Origin of the sequence: Algoriphagus halophilus (assembly GCF_041729275.1) — a bacterium.
GTDB classification, from domain to species: domain Bacteria; phylum Bacteroidota; class Bacteroidia; order Cytophagales; family Cyclobacteriaceae; genus Algoriphagus; species Algoriphagus halophilus_A.
Map to the genome: position 1 here is coordinate 744,682 of NZ_CP146486.1, position 26,547 is coordinate 771,228.

Consider the following 26,547-nt stretch of genomic DNA (forward strand, 5'->3'; position numbering starts at 1 on the left):
AATAAATTACCAATTCTAAACTTTAACCAACGTATGAATTACTTCAAAAAACCTGCTTTTCTAATGGCAATGATGGTTTCACTGGCTTTTGCTTCTTGTAACAGTGAAGACCCGGTTCCTGAAAATGACGAGGAATTGATCACAGATGTGACTTTGAGATTTACAGAGGTGGATGCAACGGGCAATGCCATTGGAACCCCTTTTGAATTTGTCGCATCCGATCCTCAGGGAGTGGAATTAGGTGACCCAACCATTGAGACCGTAGAATTAACGAAAGGAAAATCCTACCAGATGGAAATCTTCCTTTACAATTCCATTGAGGATGAGGATATCACCGAAGAAGTTCAGGAAGAGGCTGATGAACATCAGTTTTATTTCTTGGGAACTGCGTTTGTAGGTTCTCCAGTCTTAACCTACACGTACGATGACGAAAATGGAGAGATCATTGGGCTGAAGGGGCAAGTGGAAGTCGCTGAATTCCCAGGATTCAACAATGCCAGCATGCGGATCATCTTGAGACATGATTTGGATAAAAATTATCCAGGAGCGGATAATCCTAACTTCGAAAATTACACTCAAGCAGGAGGTGAAACGGATTTGGATCTCACCTTCCCTCTGGTGTTAAACTAATTAAGACCTGAAACAGAAAAGCAGCTTTACCAGCTGCTTTTTTTGTTTGAATTCAGGAATGATTTTTATTCTTGATAGTTGGCTCCTACATCCCCCGCCACTAAAATCACTTCATAGTCTGGCCCCTCACTGGCAAGGTGTACTTTTACATGCCCATTGAAAGTCTGGAAACTTTCATAATTGATCACATTGCCATTGGAGAGCTCCGTCAAAATAGTGGCTCCCACCAGGGAGCTGGCATAAATTGGGCTCAACATCGCAGCCATGGGAGCATCAGGGGTTCCATAAGGACCATAATGCAAATGGGCAGGATAGGTTACTGCTGTACTTCCTTTCGCTCCTTTAAGGGTAATGACCAATTCCAATTCCCCGGTTGGTAACTCCCCTACCTCTAATTCTCCGGTATACTCATAATCGCTTGCCTGCTGCAACTCATAAACGGTGGATCGCACATACCGAGAAGGTCTCTCTACCTCTGTGCATCCAACAAACAATACTCCAATAACAAAAGCTAAAACTAGTTTCCTCATAAATAATTTCGTTCAACAGTAAAACGATTTCACTTCTCATATGTTTTCTAATCTCAAAAGTGAAACATTCCTGACCAATATACAACGTCAAACCTAAGCAATTAATGCTGTAAATGGCCAAAATAAAAATCGACAATTTCCTTCGATTGATGGGTTTCATCAAAGAATTCTCACATTTTCACAGGTGCAATACTTTTTAAAAAGTAACAATATATGAAGGACAAAAGGCTCCAAATCGCATTCAATTACTTTCAAACCAAAGGCTGGAAGCCCTTTCCTTTTCAAATTGAAACTTGGAATGATTTTTGGATGGCAAATCCGGGTTATTGAATGCCCCTACCGGATCAGGAAAGACATTCGCCTTGTGGTTTCCTGCAATTTTGGAATACATCCATCAACATCCGGACAGCTGGAAAAAGCCCAAAAACAATGGAATTCAGATAATTTGGGTAACCCCATTGAGGGCTTTATCCAAAGACATTCAATTGGCCATGCAGGAAGTCTGTGAGGTGATCGGGTTGCCTTGGAAAATTGCGGTGAGAAATGGAGACACGGATGCAAAAACCCGGGCTGCTTTGAAAAGAAGGCCTCCGGAATGCCTGATTACTACCCCTGAAACACTCCATGTGTTGATCTCCCAGAAAGATCATAAACAATTATTTCAAACTGTCAATGCGATTGTAGTAGATGAATGGCATGAATTAGTGGGCAATAAGCGTGGCGTCCAGGTTCAGCTGGCATTAGAATATATTCAATCCATCTGTCCTTCGACTTTTCGAAGATGGGCTGTTTCTGCCACCATCGGAAATTTAAAGAAAGCAGCAAAAGCTTTATTGGGGACCCATAATCCTACCCATATTGTAAAAGCGAACATCGGTAAGGAAATTTTGGTGCATCCGGTATTTCCGGAGGAAATTGAGAAATACCCTTGGTCAGGGCATTTGGGAATTCGGATGCTCGAAAAAGTCATTCCAATTATTGAAGCAGGAAAAACGGTGTTGCTCTTTACCAATACCCGTTCCCAAACTGAAATCTGGTATCAAAAGATATTGGAAGCAAGACCTGATTGGGCGGGCTGGATCGCCATGCACCATGGCTCTTTGGATATGTCCGTGAGATCCTGGGTGGAAGAGTCCTTACATGAGGGAAGGTTAAAATTGGTGGTATGTACCTCCAGCCTGGATTTAGGAGTGGATTTTAGACCGGTAGACCGGGTCATTCAAGTGGGAAGTCCCAAAGGCGTTTCCCGTTTTATCCAAAGGGCAGGGAGAGCGGGGCATCAACCGGGATTGCCTTCTGAAATCTTCTTTGTACCTACCAATGCCCTGGAATTGATTGAGTGTTCTGCTCTTCGAGATGCCATTGAACATAATGAGATGGAATCCCAATTTCCACCAGAACTTCCCTATGATGTTTTGATTCAGTTTTTAGTTACACTCGCTGTCGGTGAAGGCCTAAATCCTGAAGAAATTTATCTCGTTGCCAAAAAGACCAAATCCTTTGAAAACCTATCGGAATCAGAAATGAGCTGGTTGATGGACTTCATTACCAAAGGTGGTGCATCCTTGGGCAGCTATGAGGACTTCCTCAAAGTCAGTCTGGATGAAGATGGGCTATACCGGGTGAAAAGTAAACGGATCGCCATGAAGCATCGGCTTTCAATGGGTACGATTGTTTCGGAGGTGATGCTCAAAGTGAAATTTAAAAACGGAGCGTATTTAGGAAGCGTGGAAGAATTCTTCATTTCCAAAATGAAAATCGGAGATCGCTTCTTCTTTGCAGGCAGAAGTTTGGAGCTCTTACAGGTCAAAGGGCTTACAGCTACCGTAAAAGTTTCTGAAAAAAGACCAAAAATGTAGTTTCTTGGATGGGGGCCAGAATGTCCCTCTCCTCCAAACTGTCGGATAAAATCAGGGAAATACTCGAGTACTACAACCAAGGCAACTACATCTCAGAGGAGATTGTGAGGGTGTTGCCCATTCTGGATTTACAGAACAAATTATCCCTAGTACCCAATAGGGATACCTTCCTAATTGAATCCCATCAAAGCAAAGAAGGCTTCCACTTATTCTTCTACCCCTTTGAAGGAAGGATGATCCATGAATTGATGAGTGCGTTGATTGCCTACCGCATCAGCATCAGTCAACCGGTGACGTTCAGCATTGCCATGAATGACTATGGGTTTGAACTTTTATCCGATCGCTCCATTCAGATAGAGGAGCTGTTGGAGGAAGATTTGTTTTCACTGGACAACTTCCAGGAAGACATCCGGCATTGCGTCAATGAAAGTGAAATGAGCCGAAGGAAATTCAGGGAAATCGCCAGTATTGCAGGGTTGGTGTTCCAGGGCTATCCTGGAAAACCTACCACTTTTAAGCATATCCAAGCGAATTCAAGTTTGCTGTTTCAAGTATTTGAATCCTACGATCCGGACAACTTATTGCTCAAACAAGCGCATGCAGAGGCCATCAATCAACAAATGGATCAGGAAAAAATGATCAAGGCATTGAAGAAAATCAATTCCCAACGGATGGTATTGAAAAACCCGGTTCAATTCACCCCTTTTTCATTCCCCATCATGGTGGACCGATTGAGCCGCACGTCCATATCCTCCGAATCCATAGAAGATAGAATCGTCAAAATCCAATCACAATTCGAAATCCAGGATTAATTGGCTCTCCAGAAGAATGGGGTAAAAGAATCAAAATCGTAAATAACTCCAATCTTCCCAGCAGCATAATAAAGGAAAGAAAAATCTTCGCAGTCGGGCTGAAGAAGGAGAAATTATCAACCGGTCCTACTTTACCAATGGCAGGTCCCACATTCCCCAAACAAGTGGCGGTTGCCCCCAGCGAAGTCTCCAGATCATATCCCATAATGGATAGGACAAATGCTCCAAATACGAAGATCAGCAGGTACAACAACAGGAAGTTCATGATGTGGGTTACAATTCTACCGGTCACGCGATCCCCATTGATAATCAGAGGTACGATGGCCCTGGGGTGTACCAATCTTTTAAATTCCAGGTAGGAGTTTTTGAAAAAGGTGAGGTGCCTCACGAATTTGATACCACCGGCGGTTGAACCCGCAGAACCACCCACGAATAACAAAATAAAACAAATGAAGGTCATTCCCTGACCATATTGGGTATAATCATCTGACACAAAACCGGTGGTTGTAATGAGCGAAACAACCTGAAAGGCAGATTTACGGAATGCCAATTCGGCATCTGATCCAATTTTGGTGAATATTGGGAAAAACAAGACCACTGAGGTAGCGAGCACAATGAAAGCATAGGCCTTAAATTCATCGCTTTTTAGCACTCTTCTAAACTTTCCAACCAATCCGAAATAAATCACCGTAAAGTTGGTCCCCGCCAAAAACATAAAGAAGATGGCAGTATACTGGATAAATGCAGAGTCGTAATAGGCCATACTTGCGTTCTTGGTGGAGAAACCACCTGTTGCCAGCGTGGTTAAGGCATGATTGATGGCATCATAGAACGTCATCCCCCCTACCCAATACAACAAGGTAGCCGCGATGGTCAAACCTACATAAACATACCATAACCGCTTGGCAGTTTCTGAAATCCTGGGATGTACCTTGTCAGAAGTAGGTCCAGGGGATTCAGCCACAAATAATTCAATGCCACCAATACCCAATAAGGGAAAGATCGCGACGGTCAATACGATGATCCCTAAACCTCCTATCCACTGCAGCATGCTTCTCCAGAACAAAAGCCCTTTGGGCATGGCTTCTATGTCGTTCAGGATGGAAGCTCCTGTGGTGGTGATCCCGGAGGTAGTTTCAAATAAGGCATCCGAAAAAGAATAGATTTCATGGCTGAGGATGAATGGAAGCATTCCAAATCCCGCCATAAAAATCCAACTCAAGGAGACGATTAAATAACCTTCCCGCTTCCGGATATTTTGATCCTGCTTGGAGAAGGAAAAAAACAGAATCCCTCCGATGACCATGGTGATCACCGCAGAACTTAAAACCGGCCAGGGATCTTCATTAAAATGCAATGAAAAACCAACTCCAGGAAGCATCAACAGTGATATCAGCACCAAGAGGGCTCCCATGATTTTGGCGATCTCTTTAAAGTGAATCATAGTTAATGAAAAAGTTTTTCGAGGGGAAGTTTTGCTTCGGGAAGGGCCAGTACAATCGCTTTGTCGTCCATTTGAAGTAAAAAGTCTCCATCCGGAATAAATACCTTATCCCCTCTGATGACACCGGCTACGATGGCGGAATCCGGAAAATGAAGTTCTCTTAACGGTTTTTTTACCAATCGATTGGTTTTACATACCGAATACTGGATAAACTCTGCATCCACCCCATAGATCCCGGATACTGCATCCACCGTTCCTTTTTTCAGGTACCTTGAGATCTCATTCGCGGCTACCAGCTTCTTGTTGATCAGTGAATCCACTCCGATACTATGGGAAATATGAATGTATTCACGGGTGTCCACATGGGCGATGGTTTTGTATACTCCGTGATTTTTGGCAGTCAGAGAGGTAATGATATTGGTTTCTGAAGACTCCGTCAATGCCAAAAATGCATCCATTTGCTCCAATCCTTCCTCTACCAGTAATTCAATGTTTTTATAATCCCCATTGATGACCAGGGTATTGCTGAGGTTCTCTGCCAACCATTTACATCTTTCTTTATCCTTATTGACCAAGGTCACTCTAAAGTGGTCTTCCAAACGCAATGCAGTGGTCAGGGCCATGTCATCACCTCCAATGATCATCACGTTCTTGATGGTCACCTTCTTTTGGCCCAATACGTCCATGATGCTTTCAGTATTCTTTTTATTGGAAATAAAGAACACATGGTCATTGTTTCGGATGATGGTACTTCCTCTTGGAATGATCGTTTTTTGATCCCGTAGAATGGCGATAATCCGGATATCTTCAAATATGGGATTCGTCTTGGTATCCATGATCCTCTGGTTTACCAAGGGATTGGATTGGTCCAAGGTAATCCCAACGATATTCAATTTACCTCCGCCAAAGTCAAATACTTCGGTGAAGCTGGAATTCTCGATCATGTTAAAGATTTCCCTGCTGCATAGCATGGTGGGAGAAATCAAATTATCGATTCCTAGATTATTGAAATAGTTTACGTTTTCAGGATTCAAATAGGAGTGGTTCCTTACCCTGGCCATGACTCTTTTTGCCCCCAACTGTTTTGCCAAGACTGCAGTCACAATGTTGGTCTTTTCGGAAGTGGTCACACACAGTACCATGCTTGCCCGCTCCACATTTGCTTGTTGAAGGACTTCAAAAGAGGTAGAATCTCCCTGTACTGTCAATACATCCAACTTCGAAGCCACATATTCCAGTACTTCCCGATCTGTATCAATCAGTGTGATATCCTTATTATCATAGCTTAATTGCTCGGCCAAGTGATATCCCATATCTCCTGCGCCTGCAATCACGATATTCATCCCCATAGAGGTAATTCGAGTGATTTAAACAGCTGCAAAATTAACACCTTTCTACATGGCAATCAGCCATATATCCTAAATCTTTTGCAATTCAGGTTTCAAAGTAGTTAATATGATCTTTTCTGTTAAATATATTCCCAACTTTTTCTCCAAAAATTCGGATTTCTGGTTTTACTCCTCCAATAATTTGGAGCTTTCAATTTCCGGAAGTTCTTCCACATCTTTCAATTTCCGTTGAATGGCCCGGGTTCGTGCTCCAACCAATTTATCGAGTTCAGAATTGGCCTCTCCCAATTTCTTTTGGGTTTTCTCTATCAAGGCTCCAAACTTCCCGAATTCCGTCTTGATACCGCCCAAGACCTGCCACACCTCGGAACTCCTCTTTTGGATCGCCAAGGTTCTAAAGCCCATCTGTAGGCTATTTAAAATCGCTGACAAAGTCGTCGGCCCAGTAATCAATACCTTATATTCCTGTTGGATCTGTTGGGACAACCCTGGTTCTCTTAGGATTTCAGCATATAAACTTTCTACCGGTAAAAATAAAATGGCAAAGTCTGTAGTATGTGGGACCTGTATATACTTGTTGCTGATATCCGATGCCGCTTTTCTCACTGCTTTGATCAATTCAGCTCTTGCAAAATCAATCGCCGACTTATCGACCAAATCGTAAGCATCTACCAATCTTAAATAAGATTCCTGTGGGAATTTGGAATCCACGGGCAAAAGCACTTGGGATTCATTTCCCGGCATTTTCACGGCAAACTCCACCCGTTCTCTTCCAGTTTGCCCAATGGCCGCATTCAAGATATACTGATCCGGCGTCAATACATTGTCCAAAATGGCCTGAAGCTGATATTCCCCCAACACACCCCGGCTTTTCACATTGCTCAGCACCCTTTTCAAATCTCCGACCCCATTGGCTAAACTCTGCATCTCCCCTAAGCCTTTTTGTACGGATTGTAATTGCTTACTGACCATTTCAAAAGACTGACCCAGTCTGGTTTCCAAGGTCTTTTGAAGCTTTTCATCTACTGTTTCCCTGATTTTTTCCAGCCGAAGTTCAGTCGTCTTCATCAATTCATCCTGCCTTCGGTTGAGGTCCTCAAACTTTTCTTTTTGCAGGGAATTAAATTCCTGAACATTCCTTCTAAAAACCTCTCCAAAAGTCTTCAACGCTTCATTCTGATCCCTCGATGTGGCGCGTTGATTGTCAAATAGCAGCCGAAATTGAGCCGTTAGGTTTTCATTGGCTTCCTTTCTGGATTGAATCAATGCCAACTCCACCTCCCGGCTAACCCGTTGCAGTTCGGATTGCAGGAGCTCCTTTTGGGAGGAATCGTTCCTTCTATAAAAAATCAGTACAAGGATGATCACTTGGGCAACCAGGACAAGGATCAACAAAGATTCAGTAGACATGGGTTAGATAATTAGGCCCCTTAATGTAGTCCTTCCTGATTTCTACCCCCAAAAATGATAGATATTCTGCGACAGTTTCGGTCGGTAATTCTTCCATTGGAACATGTCCCGCCTCCTCAAATACCACTAAATGGGAACCGGGAATTGCATTTTCGATGAGGTATGCTTGTTTTAAGGGGATCCATTTATCTTCTTTTCCCCACATGATCAACGTAGGCATTTTGACCACATCGAAGTCAAAATCATATTCCCTGGGGATGGACAAACGGTCCAAAGTAGCCTGCCTGTTTCCATCCCGAAGCATGAGCTCATAATACCGGTCAATTTTATCACTGGTGATTTTATCAGAATCAAAATACACCTCTTTCATGTTCATGGCAAAGAGGAATTTGGGGGTACATTTCAGTAATAGTTTTGAAAAAATAGGATTGGAAGTCAGCTTGAAAATCAATCCTTGATTTTGACTGTCTTCCTCCTCATCCAGACTCCGGATGGAAGGCATAGGAGCACCTGAAGCATCAATCAAGTTCAGGCTCAATACCTTATCGGGCCTGGTCGAGGCCATTTGCAAGGCCACAGCCCCTCCCATAGAATTACCCGCAACATGGAATTTATCCAGCCCTAAGTTCTCTGCCAGGGTCAGGGCCAAATGGCTGTAATCTTTAATCGAATAGCGCTGTAAGTCATCAGGTCCTGTCAATCCATGGCCAGGAAAATCAAGGGAAATGGTCATAAAATAAGGGCTTAATTCCTCCTGCCAACTTTCCCAGGTATGGAGGGAAGAAAAGCTTCCATGAAGCAACAGGATAGGATCCCCTTCCCCCATGATTCGTACATGGACAATTTGACCGTTTACATTGATAAAGTGGGATTGAGGGGTGGCATACTTTTGATCCACTTCCTCACGGGAAATGTCATTTCTATATAAAAGCAATAAAAAGAACACCAATGCCAAAAGCAGGGTAAGAATTACTTTTCCGATTCTTTTTATCCAAACCATCATTTATTTTAAGCTTTTATTTGCTTTCAATTAAAATCTACAAAAATCTCTTAAATCTCTATTTTGCAGAAAACTTTCAATTTGTCTATTTCCCGATTTTTCAAAAACCTTGGTCCCGGACCGGTCATTGCCGCGGCATTCATTGGGCCAGGAACTGTTACGGTCTGCACCCTTGCCGGAGTAAATTTTGGGTACTCCCTGCTCTGGGCCTTGATTTTATCCATTTGTGCCACACTTGCACTCCAGGAAATTTCAGGAAGAATAGGCATCAGTACAGGACAAGATTTGAGCCAATTGCTACGAAACAGCAAATCCAATACTTTTTTAAACTTATTTCTATGGTTTTAGTTTTGCTGGCCATCGTATTGGGGAATGCTGCCTACGAATCAGGAAATATTACCGGTGCCAATTTAGGACTTGAAATATTTTGGAAGGCCCCCACCCTGCAGTTTGGAGTATTCACGCTACAGACCGGGAATTTTCTGATCGGAGCCGTTTCGTTGACACTCTTGTATGTAGGAAACTACAAAAGTCTCGAGAAGTTATTCATTGCGCTGGTCATTTTAATGTCCATTGCCTTTACGGTAACGGCCCTACTTACGAAGCCAGATTGGTCTATGGTTTTCAAAGGGTTTATTCCCAGCTGGAACAACCAGGAATTTCTGACCATCGTTTCTTTGATAGGGACTACCGTGGTCCCATACAATCTCTTTTTGTATGCCAGTCTAGCCAATAAAAGATGGAAAAAAGAAGAAGGAATCTCTTGGATGAGAAAGGATATCGGGATTTCTGTGATCCTGGGAGGCCTGGTATCCATGGCCATCCTTCTGGTAGGTGCAGGTAGCATGAGCACGGAAGTGAGCAATGTCCTAGATGTTTCCAAAGGATTGGAACCCGTCTTTGGTGCCACTGCAAAATACCTGATGGGCATAGGGTTTATGGCCGCGGGTTTAACATCCTCGCTAACGGCCCCCTTAGCCGCTGCTTTGGTAGTATGTGGGATTTTTGGATGGGATCAGGATCTAAAATCCAAAACCATGAGGATATCCATGAGCTTGGTCCTGATACTAGGCTTGACCTTTGCCTCCTTTGGAATCAAACCGGTCCAACTAATCACCTTGTCCCAATTGGCAAACGGGATTTTATTACCCCTGATCAGTGGATGGATCATCTGGGTAGGTGCTCAAAAATCCATCATGGGAAACCTCCAGAGCAGCTTCAGGAGCAATCTTTTATACCTGGCCATTTGGATCATCACCCTGGTCCTTGGGCTAAAAAGTATCGGTACAGTTTTCGGAATCTGGTAAGGTCTTTTATAAGTCTGTAGCGCTGAAGGTATCCCCTTGGGATAAATCCCCTGTATCAAATCCTTTCTTAAACCATCTCACCCGCTGGGCCGAGGTGCCATGGGTGAAGGAATCCGGAACAACTCTTCTTCCCGATTGTCTCTGTAATCGGTCATCCCCTATCGCATTGGCGGCATTGAGTGCTTCCTCTAAATCACCTGCATCCAACCAGTCCATGGATTCCTGGCTATGATGCGCCCATACTCCTGCCAGAAAATCAGCCTGGAGTTCCAACCTTACCGAATATTGATTGTATTCCTTCTCGCTTAGTTGCCCTCTCAATTGGTGGACCTCATCGGTGATCCCCATTATTTTTTGGATATGGTGTCCTACTTCATGAGCGATCACGTAAGCTTGGGCAAAATCACCCGGGGCATTTAATTTTCGCTCCATATCCTCAAAAAACTTAAATCCAGGTATAGCTTCTCATCTGCCGGGCAATAAAAGGGGCCGGTTGCAGCAGAAGCATTTCCACAGGCAGATGAAACAGCATTGGTAAACAACACCAGGGTGGGATTACGATAATTTTCCAATTCCCGGTTCCATACTTCCTCTGTATTGGCCAAAATCGTGGCACTGAACTCTTTCAACAATTCCTCTTCTGCCGTGGGCTCATACGTGCTTTCTGTGGCAAATCCCTGACCTCCCCCATTTATCATCCCTCCAATAAAAGTCAAGGGGTTGGTTCCTGTTGCAATGGAAAATACCACCAGGATCCCCACGATGATTAAGCCGGTCTTTGAAAAAGTATTTTTAACAGAGGGCCGATCAGAAGTGGATTGAATCCTCCTCCCCCATTCCTGAACCACTTTTTCCCCTTCTGTCATCTATATTGGAGCTTTGTCTTTTTCCTTGCCATTTCATTGGGTAAAAATTTGTTGGTTAAACATATTATTGGACCGGTATCGCCCTTTGAACAGATTAGGTAAATTGGACCACTGGGAATAGATTCGGTAAGTCCAATAACCAATCAATAGATAAAAATAGCTATTTTTCATATTCACAATCGTGGCTTAAATCAATTAATTTAAATTCAATCATACCCAGCACATGCTTTTAAAACCTACAATCCAACGATTTCTAACAAATTCAGCGATGGCAATACTCCTGATGGTTGCCATTTCAATTTCTGCCTATGCCCAAACAGGAGTTGGGGTCAAGCCCATTAAAGGGGCAAAACTTTTACTGGACGGCACCGAAAAAATGTTGCATAAAAACTGGGAATACTGGGAAGGTCCAAGGTTTTCCAGTACCCTGCCCATCAAATGGCCTGCTACCACGGATCCAGTAGACGGAGGACCAGTCATCAGCAGCAACGATCCTGCCGGTGCCGGAGGAAAATACGGAGCGGCCGATATCGTGACAAAAACCAAATACAGGGATTTCAGGGCACATGTGGAGTTTTTGTAAAAGATCCAGGAGGAAACAGCGGAGTATATTTGCAGAACAGGTATGAAATCCAAATTCTGGATGGAGACAATACCAACCATGGAATGGCGGCCATCATCAATGAAAAATACCATCTACCGATGCCTACAACGGTACAGGAAAATGGAATGCATATGATATTGTCTTCAAAGCGGCAAGATTTGAAAATGGCGTGTTGACAGAAAAGGCCAGAACCACCATATATTTCAATGGCATCAAAATCCATGAAGACGAACCCATCCAACAAGTGTGGGGAGGCCCCAATTCCGGCATCGACGGAGGAAATGACGGAGGGAAAGGAATTACTGACACTCCGGGAGGCTTAAAGCTACAGGCAGAGGGACATGATGTTTTTTATAGAAATATCTGGATCAAAAAATTGGATTTAGATGGTAAAAGCACTGATTTCTAAAAGGTACGCCCACCAAAAAAAGCCCCAGACAAAAATCCGGGCTTTTGCAAATTAATCAATAATCAAACCCATTGTTATGATCTGCTTTCAGCAGAACTGTCTTTCAATTCCTTTTGATCTAAAAAAGGAACGGTAAATTCTAAATTTCTTATCCAAGAGAATACTCTGGGAATCAATGGAACCAAAATCATCACGCTTCCTACCGTCAATACATGCAAGGGAACGGTGAAATAACTTCCAGAGCTGAACACTCCCAAAATCAACACCGTGCTCAATGGTAGGGAAACCGCCAGAATATTGATCCCTAATCCCAGGTCAAAGGTCCCTTGTTCAACCTCTATCTCCTGATCCCTTTCCAGGTGACGTACTGCCGACATATGTGCGAAGGGCCAAAATGAACAAGCCGAAAGAGGGAATACCACCGCTAATAATACGGCCGCTTCACTTGGCAAATCCACCAATGCAATAAATCCGCACTTAGAACCAAGCTGAAGCCCGCTCTTAAGATCAATACAGAAGCAATGGACTGGATCTGTTCTCTCTTCAGGATTACCGAAACCCCAATGAACAGCAATACCAAAGGAGTCATCACATCTTTCAACATCAGGATAGATTCACTGATGAATCCTGGAAGGTTCTCCAGTCTTAGGCCAAAAGAAAGCAATAGCAAGGCTACCAGGATCACCAAGTTGATCGGCTCCTGAAACATGGATAGAATCAATTCTTTTACTTTTTGCCCGTTTGACCGGGACCCCAATCCCATGTGCTTGTAATACCAGCCCATGGCCAGGAGGTAAGAAAAGATCAATACATATACTTTGTTGCCAATATCTGCCAAGGCTCCCCAGGCCAAGGCATCTTCTCCAAGATATTCCAGTAAAAACGGGAAACAGGACAATCCCGGGGCAAGGGATGGAATCATCAACAACCAAGTCCGCATCTCGGCACTATCTTTTGAGAACCCCAATAATGGCAAAATGAACTTGCTGGTAAAAAGCATGGTCACATTCCACACTAGAATCAATAGAGGGAGAAACATCAACTCTGAATCAACCTCTATTTTTAATAAGGCAACAAAGATCATGGCAGGTAATGCCAAATCAAGAATAATCGTTTTAAGGCCTTTTTTATGTTCATCTTTTACCAGCCTGTTTTTCAACAGGAACCCGATTAGGATCAGCAATAAAAGCGAACATGTTTTTTGTAAGGCGATGGACATATAAAGGCTGTCTTAGGCGGTTACTTTCTTGAATGTTTCGACGAAAATTTCCATTTCGGATTTGGTTCCCATACTTACGCGGCACCAGTCCTTATTATTAATGTCAAACACCCGGATTCCAACCCCTGAATCATACATGGCTTTCAAAAACTCCTTGCCATTCATTTCAATAGGGAAAATCATGAAACTGGTATAAGATGGAATGATGTCATAGCCCAAGGAAGCAATCGCATTCCTGGTAAATTCACGGCATTCTGAATTATATCCTCTGCATTCTCCCATAAACTGGGTTTCCTTCATACTTGCAATGGCTCCTTTTAAAGAAGTTGAACAAAGTCCCATGGTGCTCCTTACCATACTGGTAATGCTTTCAATTCTTTCTGGGGTAGCCACGATGTATCCGATTCTTAATCCGGCCATTCCGTGGATTTTACTGAATGTTCTCGCAACAATTACATCCTTTCCTTCGGCTACAAGGCCCACCATGCTTTGAGAAGCCGCATCATCCAAGAATTCCAGATAGGCCTCATCGACGAAAATCGGGGTCTTTTCTGATGCAGATGCACAAAACTTCTTCAGATCAGCTGAATTGGTAATAGAACCTGTGGGGTTGTTTGGATTACATACATAAATGAGCTTGGTCTCTGAATCGATGGCGCTTTCCATGGCAGGAAGATCATGTGCATAATCTGCAGTCAGAGGTACGGGCTTCCAGGTCCCTCCCATGGATTGAGCCGTATTGATCAAAGACATGTAAGAAGGATCTGCTGCAATTATATTTCCCCCATGTTGAAATCTGGTAATGGCCACTTTCTCCAAAAGATCCGTAGATCCAGGGCCCAACATAATATGGTCCGGGGTCACCCCCTCTTTTTCTGCGATCATGGAGATCAAGGTATTGGCATCACCATGCGCATAACGGTTTCCTGAGGCTGCTGCTTCGGCAATTGCTTTGATTACTTGGGGAGCTGGCCCATAAGGGTTTTCATTTGCATTTAACCGAGCGACCATTTTTGGTTCAGCGATCGGAAAATCCGGTAAATATTCTCCGAGTATACTTTCTGGAGCATATGAAAATGCAGTGCTTGCTTTTCTAGTTGGCAAAGCGAAAGAAGGAGCAGCTATCAAGGATCCTGCAGATAGCAAACTCGTTTTCATCCAATCTCTTCTGTTCATTGATTTAAACATGGTTTCAATGGTTAGGGTATATATTTCTTTGAAGGGTATTCAATTATAAGCACCCTCCTTCCTTGTAAGAAGGAGAACACAGGTATTCTTTAGGGAGCACTTTCCTTTAGGCTCTGGTAATCATATCCGGGATTAAATGCTTCCGGTCAGGTGGGTCTATTGTAAAAATCATTGGATTTTGCAGTTTTTAAAACATCAAGGTGTTTTAAAAAGCATTTACTCCATTTTTTTTGTGAATTTATAGAAAATAGGTTTAAAAAGAAATCACTAATCAGTGATATTTTGATAAAAAATAATTTTTGGGTTAAAAAATATACTAGAACTAACAGGGAATCATGGCAATCCCAAAAAACAGGTCATTGGAGAATTTCAATCAAAGAACCGGTGTTCACACCTACCATGCTCCAATCAGAGATTTCCAGATCCAGGCATGCCATCATTCCCGGTTGCATATTAATGTAGTTCTCCCCAGAAATATGAGAGACTAACAGACTCAGGATGGGATTGTGACCTATGATTAAGCAAGACTCCGCATGTGTAGGACATCCTTCCAGGATATGGATCAATCCACCGAGATTGCTTTCGTAAATATCCCTTAAGAATATCTCTTCTTTGATTGAGATATACTGCTGGATAATTCCGGCTGTTTGCATGGTTCGTTCAGCAGTGGAACAAAACATAAAATCAATAGAAAGCGATCTACTTTGGAGTTCTTTTCCCAATTGATTCAACTTTTCTTTGCCTTTGTTTGTCAATTGTCTTTGAAAATCTGTTCCTTCCGAAAAACCTGCTTCTCCATGCCTTAATAAAAATAAACGCTTCATATTGATAAGATTAGGTCCTTTATTTACACCAATATTTCATCAAAAATCCCTCCAATTCTTCCTTCATATTTTTTATTTATTTGGAACAAAAAAGTATGCCCTCTATTTTTAGCAATCCAAATCGGGCATAAGAGCCCAAAATAAAATTGATTTTTATGTCGAAAAACCTTGTCATTGTCGAGTCCCCTGCCAAAGCCAAAACCATTGAAGGCTACCTAGGTAGTGATTATAAGGTTGTTTCCAGCTATGGCCATGTGAGAGATCTCCCAAAAGGAGATAAAGCAATTGATATCAAAAATAGGTTTGAACCTACTTATGAGGTTACTGCCGATAAAAAAGAGGTCATCAAAAACCTTAAATCATTGGTCAAAGATTCTGAGATGATCTACCTGGCGAGTGATGATGACCGCGAAGGAGAAGCTATTTCTTGGCACTTAAAAGAGGTGCTGAAACTGAAAGATGAGCAAACGAAAAGAATTGTATTTAGGGAAATCACCAAAAATGCAATCACCAAGGCCATCGAAAACCCACGTGGAATTGACATCGATTTAGTCAATGCGCAACAAGCCCGGAGAATCCTCGATAGATTGGTGGGTTTTGAGCTATCCCCTATCCTATGGAAGAAAATAAAGACAGGACTTTCCGCGGGAAGGGTTCAGTCTGTGGCCGTACGATTAATAGTGGATAGAGAACGTGAGATAGAACATTTCAAAGCGAAGTCTAGCTTTAGGATTACCGCTATTTTTGAGGTTTCCGGAAAAACCTTTAAAGCTGAACTCCCTAAGCGATTTGATACAAAAGCGGAAGCAGAGGAGTTTTTAAAATCCTGCTTGGCAGCAGATTTCTCCGTGGGAAATCTCGAAAAAAAACCAGGCAAGAAATCCCCTGCGGCCCCATTTACTACTTCTACCCTGCAGCAGGAAGCAAGTAGGAAGTTGTATTTTTCTGTGGCCCAAACCATGTCTGTGGCCCAAAAGCTATATGAAGCGGGTAAAATCACCTACATGAGAACTGATAGTACCAATCTATCTGATGATGCCATGAATTCTGCAAAAAATGCGATTCATGATTCTTATGGAGAACAATACCATCAATCCAGAAAATACGCCACGAAATCGGAAGGGGCTCAAGAAGCACACGAAGCCATTCGTCCAACCGACTTTTCCGTCAACCAAATTTCGGGAGACAGAAACGAACAAAGACTGTATGATTTAATCTGGAAGCGAGCCATTGCTTCCCAAATGTCGGATGCACAGCTGGAGAAAACCACCATCACAATCGACATTTCCAATTCTGATTTGAACCTTGTGGCTACCGGGGAAATCATCAAATTTGACGGGTTCTTAAAAGTATACCTGGAAGACACAGATGATGAGCCGGAAGATGATGACAATGCCAACAAATCACTACTTCCTCCGCTTACGGTGGGGCAGGAACTGGCTTTGCAGGAGATGAAAGGGAAAGAAACCTTCTCCAGACCGGCACCACGATATACGGAAGCTTCTTTGGTGAAGAAATTGGAAAAACTGGGAATCGGAAGACCTTCCACCTATGCCCCAACGATTTCTACGATTCAAAGAAGGGAGTATGTCATCAAAGAATCCAGAGATGGCCTACCTAGGAATTATGTGGAACTGTCCATTGCAGATGGTCAATTCAAAGATGAAACCAAGACTGAGATCACCGGAGCAGAAAAACAGAAATTATTCCCTACCAATATTGCAATGGTGGTCAATGATTTTCTGGTGGAGCATTTTCCAAATGTCATTGATTTCAGCTTTACCGCCCGTGTTGAAAAAGAATTTGACGACATTGCCTCGGGAGGTCAGGTCTGGCAGGACATGATCGACTCCTTTTATGGCAATTTCCACCACAGCGTAGAAGAAACGGAACAGGTTTCCCGTCAAGACATCAATACCAGCCGAGTGATCGGAACGCACCCTGAAAATGGTAAAACCATCACCGCACGACTGGGAAGATTTGGACCTTTGGTGCAGATCGGTGACAATGAGGACGAGGACAAACAATTCGCCAGTCTGAAAAAGGACAATTTATTGAAAACATTACCCTTGAAGAGGCTTTGGAATTATTTAAGCTTCCTAGAGACGTAGGAATGTTTGAAGACAAAAAGATGGTGGCTGCCATCGGAAGGTTCGGTCCTTACATTCGACATGATGGTGCTTTCTTCTCTTTAGGCAAAGATCAAGACCCACTGAGTATCAATGAAGAGGAAGCCATTCAACTGATTAAGGACAAGCGAGAGGCCGATGCGAAAAAACACATCAAATCCTTTGATGAAAACCCTGAAATCCAGGTATTAAATGGTAGATGGGGACCTTATATCAAAATGGGTAAGAAAAATTTCAAAATCCCGAAAGATAAGGTAGCAGAAGACCTGACCTATGAGGAAACCATTGATATTATAGAAAATCAACCGGAACCAAAGAAAAAGGGAGATTCGCTAAAAAGAAAAGCTAAGAAATTATCGCCTTATGCCTTTCAATAGGATCATTTTATCCAAGCCAAAATCAGTTCATAGTCTACTGATTTTGGCTTTTTTGTTGGTAGTATTCTCCAACTCTTCCGAAGCCCAAAACACCTTGAAAGGAAGAGTGATTGAATACAGCACGGAGACTCCCATTCCCTATGCCAGCATCTTTTTAACCAATACCACCCTGGGAATCACAGCAGATGAACAGGGAGAATTCACCTTGTCCATACCCGATGGAAGTTACAATGTGCTTGTTCGAATGCTTGGGTATGAACCCTTGACATTTTCAATCAATACCAATCGTCTTCCCAAAAAAGGCTTTCAGGTTCAACTTAATTCCGAGGATCAGGAACTGGAGGAAATAGATGTGGAAGAAGAACGGGATCCGATCTGGTACCGCAACCTGGAACTGTTCAAAAAGTATTTCTTAGGCACTTCAAAAAACGGGCAATCCGTACGAATCGATAATGAAAAAGACTTACTTCTGGACAGAGAGTCCCATCCGGATATCCTTCAAGTGAGTGCCAAAAATCCCATTCAACTGGACAACCCCAATTTGGGGTATCATGTGGAGTTTTTATTGGTTGATTTTGAATATGATTTTAAAAAAGAAACCATCCTATATAAGGGATATCCCTTGTTCATTCCCTATGAAGATGTAAAAAGGGCAAAGGCTAAAAAATTCCAGAAAAACAGAGGCCTTGCCTACCGGGGAAGTTTGCAGCATCTTATTCATTGTCTGTATTTAGGGGTTAGCGAAGAGGAAGGGTATGTCCTCCAAAAAATGAAATCCATCCCTAATCCCGACAAACCTAGCCCAGCGATAATGGAGGAGGCCAGATCTTTAGTTAAAAGCAGTACCTCCACCGCTCTTAAGGACAGCATCCAAGTGCATGTCTTGTCCAAATCCACCCTACCTGATTCCATTTTAGTCCTACAGCAACAAGCACTTGATCCAGAATCCCTATTGGATAGAGAAAAAGAAGAAGGAAGGATATTTCTGAATTTTTCTGACCACATCCATATTACGTACACCAAGGAACCGATGGCAAGAGAATACCCTGGGGCCCCATTAGGTAGCTACAGAAAATCCAACCAGATTTCCAAAATAAAACTGAATGATCCAAGGGTGGAATTATTTGCATCAGGAAGCTTTGATGATCCTTTAGGGATCATGGTAGAAGGGTACATGGCTTGGGAAAGAGTCGGCGATTTAATGCCAATTGATTTTGTTCCCACCGATGAGAAATAGTCCATGGGGTTCCTTGCCTATGGATTTTTTTGAAGAAATTTGATTACCTACTATTTTTACCAAACCATGGAGAAAAAAAGCTGGTCGTTTTATCAGGTGCAGGAATATCCCAGGAAAGTGGAATAAAAACTTTCAGAGATAGCAATGGACTTTGGGAAAACCATGACATCATGGAGGTTGCTTCACCCGAAGGATGGAGACGGAACCGGGCGCTGGTCCAGGAGTTTTACAATCAACGGAGAAAGCAAGCGAGGGCCTGTCAGCCGAATGAGGCACATAAAATATTAGCAAGATTAGAGCAGCGGTTTAACGTCACCATCATTACCCAAAACGTGGATGACCTTCATGAACGTGGTGGATCCTCCCATGTCATTCATTTGCATGGGGAATTATCAAAAGCCCAAAGCAGCAAAAACCCGAATCTAGTGTATCCGATGGAAGGATGGGAAATCAAAGAAGGTGATTGCTGTGAACTGGGAAGTCAGCTCAGACCACATATCGTTTGGTTTGGGGAGCCTGTCCCGAAGATGGAAGAGGCAATTGATCATGCAGCATCTGCCGATTATTTTATAGTCGTTGGAACTTCCTTACAGGTTTATCCGGCAGCAGGTCTCATTGATTATGTCCCCAAAAAAGCTAAAAAGTTCTTAGTAGATGTGGTCATCCCAAACTCTGCTTTGACTAAAGATGTCTTTTGTATAGAAAAAAGGGCCAGTGAGGGATTGAAACATTTGGAAAGTGTTATTTTAGGAGAATTATAGGAATTCAGTTTTTCATTTTCATATCTTGAATAAAAAATTTTTACTATGGCAACTAAAAAGTCTCCTTGGCCAGTTTTTCAATTTGAGGAATGTAAAGAAACAATCACGCTTGTTCATCAATGGACCCAGGTTGTCGGCAAGGTTAGGCTTAAAAAACACCATGGCAGAACCATTCCTGGCATGTATCGCTCTACGTGGATCACCAAGGGCTGACTACCGGAAATATTCCTTATGAACACGGGCTTTTTGAAATCATGTTTGATTTCATCCACCATGAACTTAAAATAAAAACCAGTTCTGGTACCAGAGACCGGTTCTCACTGGGCGGGCAAACTGTTTCCAGTTTCTATGAATTGTTGATGGAAAAACTCAAATTCCTGGGAATTGAGGTAAAAATCCATGATATGCCAAATGAAATAGCTGGTGCCATTCCTTTTTCAAAAACTCCCAGCGAATCCCCTACCAAGCGAACCAAGCCCAAAACTTCTGGAAAATATTGGTTCAAACTCAAAATGTATTCTTGAAATTCAGAAGTAAATTCACCGGTAAACAAAGCCCTATTCATTTCTTTTGGGGCTCATTTGACCTGGCGTATACCAGATTCTCCGGAAGAAAAGCCCCTACATTCCAAGGTGAAATGCCCAATATGCCGCTAGAAGTCATGCAGGAAGCGTATTCCCATGAGGTTTGTAGCTTTGGTTTTTGGCCTGGAAGTAATGCATACCCTACCCCGGTATATTACGCTTATATTTACCCCAATTCACCAGATTTTCAGAATCAGCAAATTCAGCCCAGCACTGCCTATTGGAACGAAAGCATGGGGGAATTTATGTTGAATTATGAGGAGTTACGGACCTCTGCCAATCCGGCTGAAACACTACTTTCCTTTTTGCAAAGCTCCTATGAGGCAGCGTGTAAAGTAGCTGATTGGGACCGTGAAAATTTAGATTGTGATTTTTCTCATTTAGAAAAAAAATCATGAAAAACGGGTTCATTTTAGTTCTAAAAAACACGTAAAGTGTTACATTAATGAATTAACACCAACCCATTGATAATGAAAAATAAAACTAGAATAATCCTTTCGGCAATTGCCTTGTGGTTTGTTCTTTTTTAATTCTGGATTGGTGGAACAGTTATCCGAAAGTCAAAGTAATTCCCATAGTTACGGTTGAGACGGTGCAGGATAAAATTGATTCCTTGCTCCAAAACTCATTAAGGGAATATACGCTTGCAGGAATTGGAGTGGGAATTGTAAAAGATAGAAAAATCATTTATCAGAATGCATTTGGCTATCAAAACCTACAAACCCTGGATTCTTTTTCAGTCAAAACCTTAGTTCCAACTGCATCCATTTCAAAACTATTTACCGCCCTTGCGATCGCAAATTTCCTATCCACCATAGATATCAAGGCAGACCAACGGATTTCAAGTTTAAGCATTCCAACATCCGCTGAAAATCAGCTGGGGCAATTAACTTTTAGGGATTTTCTGGAACATCAAACGGGCTTGAAGAATCCGGGATTGGTCAAGAAACTATTTTCTCCAGATGTAGCGAAGCCTCTGAAGGAATACGGGGACCATTTATGGATGGAGGATCATCAGATCCCTGACAGTCTTCCGTATGAGTACCATGATGGGAATTTTGATATGCTTGGATTTTTCCTTCAGGAATCGTCGCAGCAATCCTTTGAGAACTACCTGAGAACCAATGTTCTTATTCCTTCAGGAATGACTCACTCGTTCTTTACCAAGCAATGGCCCATCGACACCATCCCCGCTGTGGGATACCAGGAAACATTAGTTTGGAGGAGAATGGAACCCCGCCCCATCACTTTTGAAAGAAGCCCATCCCCCTCTTCAGGTCTCATTAGTTCCATTGAAGATTTGAACCTGTTTCTCATTCACCTTCTTCGGGGTGAAATGGGAATATTTCAGGAAGAGCTGAACTGGCTTACCCCTGAAAGCGGCGAGGCTCCTTTGGGATTCCAGAAAATTCAGCTGGCAACCGGTGAATGGCATGGGCATTATGGGGGTCAAGCCGGATATAGCTCCCTCTTGATTTACTCACCTAACCAGAACTTGGGACTGATCCTTCTTGTGAACACCCGAGATTCAAAGAATTTCAGAAAAAAATCATGGATCAATTAGTGCAAATCCTCTCATCTATCCCCCTTCCACATGAAAAGAAACTTCCCCATCCGCTTATCATCATGTTGGTATTTATAGTAATTGCAGGGATCAGCACCTATTTCATACATTCAGGGGTATTTGAGAGGGAAATTGATGAAAGTACCGGTAGGGAAATTGTCATCGCGGGAAGTTTTCATGAAGTGGAGGATCAAAATGCAAGTGTATATGACATCTTATTGGCCGTTCCGGAAGGAATCATAGAAGGTGCGGATATATTGGTATTGATCTTATTGATCGGAGGGGCATTCTATGTAATTGAAAAAACAGGAGCGCTGCATATTGGCATTGAGGCATTGATCTATACGTTTCGAAAACGGCAATTTCTGTTGCTCCTCTTCCTGGGATTGGTATTTGCCTTATGTGGTGCCACTTTTGGAATGCAAGAAGAAGTCATTGCCTTAGCCCCTGTCTTATTGATTTTAGCCAAAAAGTTGCATTACGATATCCGATCCATCTTAGCATTGAGTTTGGGAACGGCATTGGTGGGAGGAGCTTGCTCCCCGATCAATCCTTTTGGCTCTTTGCTTTCTCTCAAAATTGCCAACCTAGAGTTAGGTGAAGGTCTTTGGTTTAGAAGCTTCCTATTTATTTTCATTGTTTTATCCTGGATATTATATCATATCTGGAATGGAAAAATCAAACATGTAGAACAGGCCACCATCACATTTAAGCCGGTTTTTATCTCTACCAGAAAGAAAATCATTCTATTCATCATGACGCTGGGGATTCTATCGATGGGTTGGGGCATCACCCAAAAAGATTGGGGGTTCAATGAAATGTCTGCCTTGTTTTTCCTGGTGGGATTTAGCTGTGGCATCATCGGCAACCTGGGAGTTAACGGAACAGCAAGGGCCTTTACCGAAGGTTTTGGAGAGATGATTTTTGCCGGAGTGATTGTAGGGCTCGCGAGAAGCATTTATATCATCCTTGAAAATTCTGCGATCATCGACCCATTGATTCAGGGACTCTTTTCCCCTTTGGAAGAACTCCCTACCCAATTGGCAGCCATTGGAATGTTTCTGGCGCAGGGACTGATCCATATTCCGGTACCCAGTACATCGGGTCAAGCCGTACTAACCACTCCTTTGACAGCCCCACTAACGGATTTGCTTGGGATTTCCAGGCATATCGCAGTCATGAGCTATCAATATCCCGCAGGATTTATGGATTTAGTAACCCCCACCAATGGCGGGATGATGGCAGTGATCGCCGCTGCAGGCGTGAATTACAACCAATGGTTCTCCTATATTTTGAAAAGCTGGTTGCTTTTGATGGTTTTGGGGTTGATTTCTGTTATTTTAGGCATAGTTTATTTTGCTTAGAACCTTTTAAAACCCAAAAAAACACGGATGAAAATCAACGATCACAATCCATTGCCTACCTATCATGCTGATTCTGAAAGGTATGATCACATGAAATTCAGAAAATGTGGAAACAGTGGATTAAAATTACCTGAAATAAGTCTTGGACTCTGGCATAACTTCGGCCATAATGCGGACTTTACCTTGGGTAGAAAAATATTGAGAAGAGCCTTTGATCTTGGAATCACCCACTTTGATTTGGCCAACAATTATGGTCCTCCTTATGGCTCGGCAGAAGAGAATTTTGGAAGAATTTTCCAAAAAGACTTTAAATCTTATCGGGACGAATTATTGATTTCCAGCAAAGCCGGATGGGATATGTGGCCGGGTCCTTACGGGAATTTCGGATCAAAAAAGTATTTGATCGCAAGTTTAGACCAAAGCCTCCAAAGAATGGGATTGGATTATGTGGATATTTTCTATCACCATAGACCCGATCCAGAAACACCCTTGGAGGAAACAATGGGGGCCTTGGATCAAATCGTTAGACAAGGAAAAGCCTTGTATGTTGGGATTTCTCAATACAGTGCAGAAGATACGATCAAAGCGTATGATATCCTGAAGAAAATGGGGACCCCTCTTCTGATCCATCAGCCAAGATATAGCATGCTGGACCGCTGGGTAGAAGGTGGTTTATTGGATGCAATTGGAGAAAGAGGAATAGGAAGCATCGCTTTCTCTCCCTTAGAACAAGGAATGCTGACCAGCAAATACTTAAAAGGTATTCCTGAGGACTCCAGGGCAGCAAAAGATGGCAGGTATTTAAAGGCTGAACAGATCTCTGAAGAAAAGCTTTCCATGATCAGTAAACTCAATGGAATTGCGAAGACCAGAGACCAGTCCTTGGCACAAATGGCGATTGCCTGGTTACTGAAAGACCCAAGAATTACTTCGGTTTTGGTGGGAGTTTCCAAACCTGAGCAACTCGATGACAATGTGGCGGCCATCAACAATACTGTTTTTGGTCCCGCGGAAATCGAACAAATAAAATCAATCATCGGGGCTTCATGAAATTGATTTCCAGCAGAAGTGCCTTGATTTTGATCGTCATTGCTCAATTTCTTGGCACTTCTTTATGGTTTGCCGGTAATGCGGTGGCATCTGAAATAGGTGCCTTGTTAGGCGAACCAGAATTAATAGCCTCCATCACCTCTGCTGTCCAGTTTGGATTTATCATAGGCACATTTTTTTATGCTTTTTTGCAATTCCGGATCGATTTCCTCCTGGAGATGTGTTTTTCTTCAGTGCCATATTAGCGGCCTGTTTCAATATTCTGGTAGTTCTTCTCCCCTTTCAGCTCCCCTTCATCTTGTTTTGCAGATTTCTGGTGGGTTTCTTCCTGGCAGGGATTTATCCCGTAGGGATGAAAATAGCTGCCGATTATTTTGAAAAAGGACTGGGAGCTGCATTAGGGTTCCTGGTGGGTGCGTTGGTGCTTGGAACCGCTTTCCCCATCTTATTCATGGACTCGGACTTCAACTTTCCTGGAAAATCATCTTTTGGATTACCTCTGCATTGGCAATACTGGGAGGAGCTCTTGTAGGCTTTTTTGTACCAGATGGACCTTTCCGAAAATCCAACCCCAAATTCGACATCAGTCTATTACCTAAACTCAGTAAAATAAATGCCCTTAAAAGTGCTGCTTCCGGCTATTTTGGTCATATGTGGGAGCTGTATACTTTCTGGGCTTTTGTGCCGATGGTGATCGCATTTCTATCAGAAGGGAGCTTCTCCTCCTCTAAGATTTCTTTATTATCCTTCTCAGTCATCGCTATCGGAGGAATTTCCTGTGCGGTGGGGGGAGTCATTTCCCAAAAAGCAGGAAGTAAAAAAGTGGCTTTATTCTCATTATTGGGATCAGGGGTATGCTGTATTTTCTTGGTAATTGCTCCCAGTGTTCCGAGCACAATTTGGATAATCTTTCTATTGATTTGGGGAATACTTGTGACTGCCGACTCTCCTCAATTCTCCACCCTGGTTTCGCAGTCTGTACCTGCTGAATTCAAAGGGACGGCCCTAACGTTGGTAAATAGTATGGGGTTTGCCTTAAGTATCGTCAGTATTCAATTCGCACAGTTATTACTGACTTGGTTACCCATAGACCAAGCTTTGGCTTTGTTGGTGGTAGGGCCATTGACTGGAATCCTCCTTTTCAGATTTTTTGCAAAAAAAAGAGGCCTCAACCTGAAGCCTCCTAGCGTAAAGTCAAACCGGACTATCGCACTACATTTTCTAAAGTGGCCAAGTACACCCACTTTTGATCTCTTGAATTTAAACCTTCATTGACAGCCTTTTGTTGCGCAGCAGTTTGATTTAAATCTTCATATGCCTGCGCATTAAAGAATTGCATGTAATCCTTATACATATTCAGGGTTAAATGTGTTGATTTTGCTTCTGACCCAAGGGGTAACGCAGTTCTCAGAAAGCTCCAATGCCCCATCAGCCCTTGCTCAATCCTACTTTGATGGATCGGTCTAAATACCTCCGTTTCCGCCTCTTCATATTGCTGAAATTTTCCCTCATAGGCTTTCATCAGGTCAAAGGAAGCCAGTACCCCTGGTTTCATTTGGAAATTATCATCTGTCGAGACTATTTCCTGCATGTAAAGCCTCATGGGAGTATCCTTGATGGCCAGGGCATTCTGAAACAGTTTAGCCACCTGGGCATCGTTTAAATGAGGGTAAGCAATTTTTGTATAGTCAATCAGCGTGGACTCATCCAGGCCATTCATCATCTTGACAGGATCATTGTAATAGGTGATGGTAATGTATTGAAAGGTACTTTGGTCTGCACCTGATTGTAATGCCCAAAAATCCCATCCTTTGATTTTATCATCATTTAATGCTTGACGGTAAACTTTCTCCATTAAATCTTTATACTCGATGTAATCGAAAATCTGATCATTTTCGACTTTGATGAAATCGAATACCATGTACTGAGTTTGCTGAGCCCGAATACCACTTGCCATGAGCAGGCCAAAAAACAAGAATATTATAATCTTTTTCATATTACTTTGGGTTTAGGGTAAATTGTGCTTTGCT

General features: G+C 42.6%; 22 protein-coding genes and 5 pseudogenes. 16 read left to right on the top strand and 11 right to left on the bottom strand.

Features of this window, described 5'->3' with window-relative positions:
• The first annotated feature begins 33 nt into the window (after positions 1 to 33).
• On the top strand, positions 34 to 630 hold the full coding sequence (locus tag V8V91_RS03980) for a hypothetical protein (protein WP_373398864.1): 597 nt from the start codon (positions 34 to 36) through the stop codon (positions 628 to 630).
• Between the two features lie 65 nt (positions 631 to 695).
• Here the strand turns inward: V8V91_RS03980 and V8V91_RS03985 are convergent, their stop codons facing one another.
• Complete coding sequence (locus V8V91_RS03985) at positions 696 to 1,160, bottom strand: hypothetical protein (RefSeq protein WP_373398865.1); 465 nt, start codon at positions 1,158 to 1,160, stop codon at positions 696 to 698.
• A 213-nt stretch (positions 1,161 to 1,373) separates the two neighbouring features.
• On the opposite strand from V8V91_RS03985, the pseudogene V8V91_RS03990 reads away from it, so the two are divergent.
• Positions 1,374 to 3,831, top strand: a pseudogene (locus tag V8V91_RS03990) (ligase-associated DNA damage response DEXH box helicase).
• Here the strand turns inward: V8V91_RS03990 and V8V91_RS03995 are convergent.
• The 4 genes and pseudogenes from V8V91_RS03995 to V8V91_RS04010 form a co-directional block, all read right to left on the bottom strand.
• Positions 3,828 to 5,275: pseudogene (locus tag V8V91_RS03995) on the bottom strand (TrkH family potassium uptake protein). The pseudogenes V8V91_RS03990 and V8V91_RS03995 sit on opposite strands and share 4 nt — an antisense overlap.
• A gap of 2 nt (positions 5,276 to 5,277) precedes the next feature.
• Entirely contained in the window at positions 5,278 to 6,624 is a 1,347-nt protein-coding gene (trkA, locus tag V8V91_RS04000) for a Trk system potassium transporter TrkA (protein ID WP_074224521.1), read from the bottom strand.
• Between the two features lie 165 nt (positions 6,625 to 6,789).
• Positions 6,790 to 8,034: a DNA recombination protein RmuC gene (gene rmuC / locus V8V91_RS04005; RefSeq protein WP_373398866.1), complete on the bottom strand. Its 1,245-nt coding sequence runs from the start codon at positions 8,032 to 8,034 to the stop codon at positions 6,790 to 6,792.
• Positions 8,024 to 9,037: an alpha/beta fold hydrolase gene (locus V8V91_RS04010; RefSeq protein WP_373398868.1), complete on the bottom strand. Its 1,014-nt coding sequence runs from the start codon at positions 9,035 to 9,037 to the stop codon at positions 8,024 to 8,026. The genes rmuC and V8V91_RS04010 overlap by 11 nt, the downstream gene beginning before the upstream one ends.
• A gap of 60 nt (positions 9,038 to 9,097) precedes the next feature.
• Here V8V91_RS04010 and V8V91_RS04015 point away from each other — a divergent pair, with 60 nt between their 5' ends.
• Positions 9,098 to 9,382: a divalent metal cation transporter gene (locus tag V8V91_RS04015; RefSeq protein ID WP_373398869.1), complete on the top strand. Its 285-nt coding sequence runs from the start codon at positions 9,098 to 9,100 to the stop codon at positions 9,380 to 9,382.
• A complete protein-coding gene (locus tag V8V91_RS04020) occupies positions 9,373 to 10,341 on the top strand; it encodes an NRAMP family divalent metal transporter (protein WP_373398870.1) in 969 nt (322 codons plus the stop codon). The genes V8V91_RS04015 and V8V91_RS04020 overlap by 10 nt, the downstream gene beginning before the upstream one ends.
• Before the next feature lie 6 nt (positions 10,342 to 10,347).
• Here V8V91_RS04020 and V8V91_RS04025 read toward each other — a convergent pair.
• Positions 10,348 to 11,207: pseudogene (locus V8V91_RS04025) on the bottom strand (neutral zinc metallopeptidase).
• A 268-nt stretch (positions 11,208 to 11,475) separates the two neighbouring features.
• Between V8V91_RS04025 and V8V91_RS04030 the strand changes: the two are divergent.
• Positions 11,476 to 12,220, top strand: a pseudogene (locus V8V91_RS04030) (DUF1080 domain-containing protein).
• A gap of 74 nt (positions 12,221 to 12,294) precedes the next feature.
• Here the strand turns inward: V8V91_RS04030 and V8V91_RS04035 are convergent.
• From V8V91_RS04035 to V8V91_RS04050, 4 genes are all read right to left on the bottom strand, one after another.
• Entirely contained in the window at positions 12,295 to 12,678 is a 384-nt protein-coding gene (locus tag V8V91_RS04035) for a hypothetical protein (RefSeq protein ID WP_373398871.1), read from the bottom strand.
• Positions 12,645 to 13,439, bottom strand: coding sequence for a hypothetical protein (locus V8V91_RS04040; protein WP_373398872.1), 795 nt, complete (start codon positions 13,437 to 13,439; stop codon positions 12,645 to 12,647). Before V8V91_RS04040 ends, V8V91_RS04035 begins: the two co-directional genes overlap by 34 nt.
• A 12-nt stretch (positions 13,440 to 13,451) precedes the next feature.
• Positions 13,452 to 14,627 (bottom strand): histidinol-phosphate transaminase, encoded by a 1,176-nt coding sequence (locus V8V91_RS04045; RefSeq protein WP_373398873.1) that lies wholly within the window; start codon positions 14,625 to 14,627, stop codon positions 13,452 to 13,454.
• Between the two features lie 356 nt (positions 14,628 to 14,983).
• The gene (locus V8V91_RS04050) at positions 14,984 to 15,451 is read right to left on the bottom strand and encodes a histidine phosphatase family protein (protein ID WP_373398874.1); all 468 of its coding nucleotides are present in this window, start codon (positions 15,449 to 15,451) and stop codon (positions 14,984 to 14,986) included.
• A gap of 155 nt (positions 15,452 to 15,606) precedes the next feature.
• Here V8V91_RS04050 and topA point away from each other — a divergent pair, with 155 nt between their 5' ends.
• The 11 genes and pseudogenes from topA to V8V91_RS04105 all read left to right on the top strand — a co-directional run bounded on the left by topA (position 15,607) and on the right by V8V91_RS04105 (position 25,792).
• The gene (topA, locus tag V8V91_RS04055; protein WP_373398875.1) at positions 15,607 to 17,562 is read left to right on the top strand and encodes a type I DNA topoisomerase; all 1,956 of its coding nucleotides are present in this window, start codon (positions 15,607 to 15,609) and stop codon (positions 17,560 to 17,562) included.
• Positions 17,532 to 17,957 (top strand): topoisomerase C-terminal repeat-containing protein, encoded by a 426-nt coding sequence (locus V8V91_RS04060; protein ID WP_373398876.1) that lies wholly within the window; start codon positions 17,532 to 17,534, stop codon positions 17,955 to 17,957. The genes topA and V8V91_RS04060 overlap by 31 nt, the downstream gene beginning before the upstream one ends.
• The gene (locus V8V91_RS04065; RefSeq protein WP_373398877.1) at positions 17,944 to 19,194 is read left to right on the top strand and encodes a carboxypeptidase-like regulatory domain-containing protein; all 1,251 of its coding nucleotides are present in this window, start codon (positions 17,944 to 17,946) and stop codon (positions 19,192 to 19,194) included. Before V8V91_RS04060 ends, V8V91_RS04065 begins: the two co-directional genes overlap by 14 nt.
• Before the next feature lie 29 nt (positions 19,195 to 19,223).
• On the top strand, positions 19,224 to 19,955 hold the full coding sequence (locus V8V91_RS04070; RefSeq protein WP_373398879.1) for an NAD-dependent deacetylase: 732 nt from the start codon (positions 19,224 to 19,226) through the stop codon (positions 19,953 to 19,955).
• A gap of 45 nt (positions 19,956 to 20,000) precedes the next feature.
• A pseudogene (locus V8V91_RS04075) lies at positions 20,001 to 20,937 on the top strand (DUF5996 family protein).
• Between the two features lie 113 nt (positions 20,938 to 21,050).
• The gene (locus tag V8V91_RS04080) at positions 21,051 to 22,103 is read left to right on the top strand and encodes a serine hydrolase domain-containing protein (protein ID WP_373398880.1); all 1,053 of its coding nucleotides are present in this window, start codon (positions 21,051 to 21,053) and stop codon (positions 22,101 to 22,103) included.
• On the top strand, positions 22,091 to 23,467 hold the full coding sequence (locus V8V91_RS04085) for a YfcC family protein (RefSeq protein WP_373398881.1): 1,377 nt from the start codon (positions 22,091 to 22,093) through the stop codon (positions 23,465 to 23,467). The genes V8V91_RS04080 and V8V91_RS04085 overlap by 13 nt, the downstream gene beginning before the upstream one ends.
• Positions 23,468 to 23,494: 27 nt before the next feature.
• A complete protein-coding gene (gene mgrA, locus V8V91_RS04090) occupies positions 23,495 to 24,517 on the top strand; it encodes an L-glyceraldehyde 3-phosphate reductase (protein ID WP_373398882.1) in 1,023 nt (340 codons plus the stop codon).
• Positions 24,514 to 24,762 carry a hypothetical protein gene (locus tag V8V91_RS04095; RefSeq protein WP_373398883.1) on the top strand — a complete coding sequence of 83 codons (249 nt, stop codon included), beginning with the start codon at positions 24,514 to 24,516 and terminating at the stop codon, positions 24,760 to 24,762. The genes mgrA and V8V91_RS04095 overlap by 4 nt, the downstream gene beginning before the upstream one ends.
• Entirely contained in the window at positions 24,738 to 25,049 is a 312-nt protein-coding gene (locus V8V91_RS04100) for a hypothetical protein (RefSeq protein WP_373398884.1), read from the top strand. Before V8V91_RS04095 ends, V8V91_RS04100 begins: the two co-directional genes overlap by 25 nt.
• Complete coding sequence (locus V8V91_RS04105) at positions 25,022 to 25,792, top strand: MFS transporter (RefSeq protein ID WP_373398885.1); 771 nt, start codon at positions 25,022 to 25,024, stop codon at positions 25,790 to 25,792. Before V8V91_RS04100 ends, V8V91_RS04105 begins: the two co-directional genes overlap by 28 nt.
• On the opposite strand, the gene V8V91_RS04110 is transcribed toward V8V91_RS04105, so the two are convergent.
• Positions 25,722 to 26,513 carry a hypothetical protein gene (locus V8V91_RS04110; RefSeq protein WP_373398887.1) on the bottom strand — a complete coding sequence of 264 codons (792 nt, stop codon included), beginning with the start codon at positions 26,511 to 26,513 and terminating at the stop codon, positions 25,722 to 25,724. The two genes, V8V91_RS04105 and V8V91_RS04110, sit on opposite strands and share 71 nt — an antisense overlap.
• Between the last annotated feature and the right edge of the window lie 34 nt (positions 26,514 to 26,547).

Bases quoted from the DNA above. Each gene is read 5' to 3' on its own strand.
- V8V91_RS03980 (WP_373398864.1), top strand. From the start codon at position 34: ATGAATTACTTCAAAAAACCTGCTTTTCTAATGGCAATGATGGTTTCA.
- V8V91_RS03985 (WP_373398865.1), bottom strand. From the start codon at position 1,160: ATGAGGAAACTAGTTTTAGCTTTTGTTATTGGAGTATTGTTTGTTGGA.
- trkA (WP_074224521.1), bottom strand. From the start codon at position 6,624: ATGGGGATGAATATCGTGATTGCAGGCGCAGGAGATATGGGATATCAC.
- rmuC (WP_373398866.1), bottom strand. From the start codon at position 8,034: ATGTCTACTGAATCTTTGTTGATCCTTGTCCTGGTTGCCCAAGTGATC.
- V8V91_RS04010 (WP_373398868.1), bottom strand. From the start codon at position 9,037: ATGATGGTTTGGATAAAAAGAATCGGAAAAGTAATTCTTACCCTGCTT.
- V8V91_RS04020 (WP_373398870.1), top strand. From the start codon at position 9,373: ATGGTTTTAGTTTTGCTGGCCATCGTATTGGGGAATGCTGCCTACGAA.
- V8V91_RS04040 (WP_373398872.1), bottom strand. From the start codon at position 13,439: ATGTCCATCGCCTTACAAAAAACATGTTCGCTTTTATTGCTGATCCTA.
- V8V91_RS04045 (WP_373398873.1), bottom strand. From the start codon at position 14,627: ATGTTTAAATCAATGAACAGAAGAGATTGGATGAAAACGAGTTTGCTA.
- V8V91_RS04050 (WP_373398874.1), bottom strand. From the start codon at position 15,451: ATGAAGCGTTTATTTTTATTAAGGCATGGAGAAGCAGGTTTTTCGGAA.
- topA (WP_373398875.1), top strand. From the start codon at position 15,607: ATGTCGAAAAACCTTGTCATTGTCGAGTCCCCTGCCAAAGCCAAAACC.
- V8V91_RS04065 (WP_373398877.1), top strand. From the start codon at position 17,944: ATGCCTTTCAATAGGATCATTTTATCCAAGCCAAAATCAGTTCATAGT.
- V8V91_RS04085 (WP_373398881.1), top strand. From the start codon at position 22,091: ATGGATCAATTAGTGCAAATCCTCTCATCTATCCCCCTTCCACATGAA.
- mgrA (WP_373398882.1), top strand. From the start codon at position 23,495: ATGAAAATCAACGATCACAATCCATTGCCTACCTATCATGCTGATTCT.
- V8V91_RS04095 (WP_373398883.1), top strand. From the start codon at position 24,514: ATGAAATTGATTTCCAGCAGAAGTGCCTTGATTTTGATCGTCATTGCT.
- V8V91_RS04110 (WP_373398887.1), bottom strand. From the start codon at position 26,513: ATGAAAAAGATTATAATATTCTTGTTTTTTGGCCTGCTCATGGCAAGT.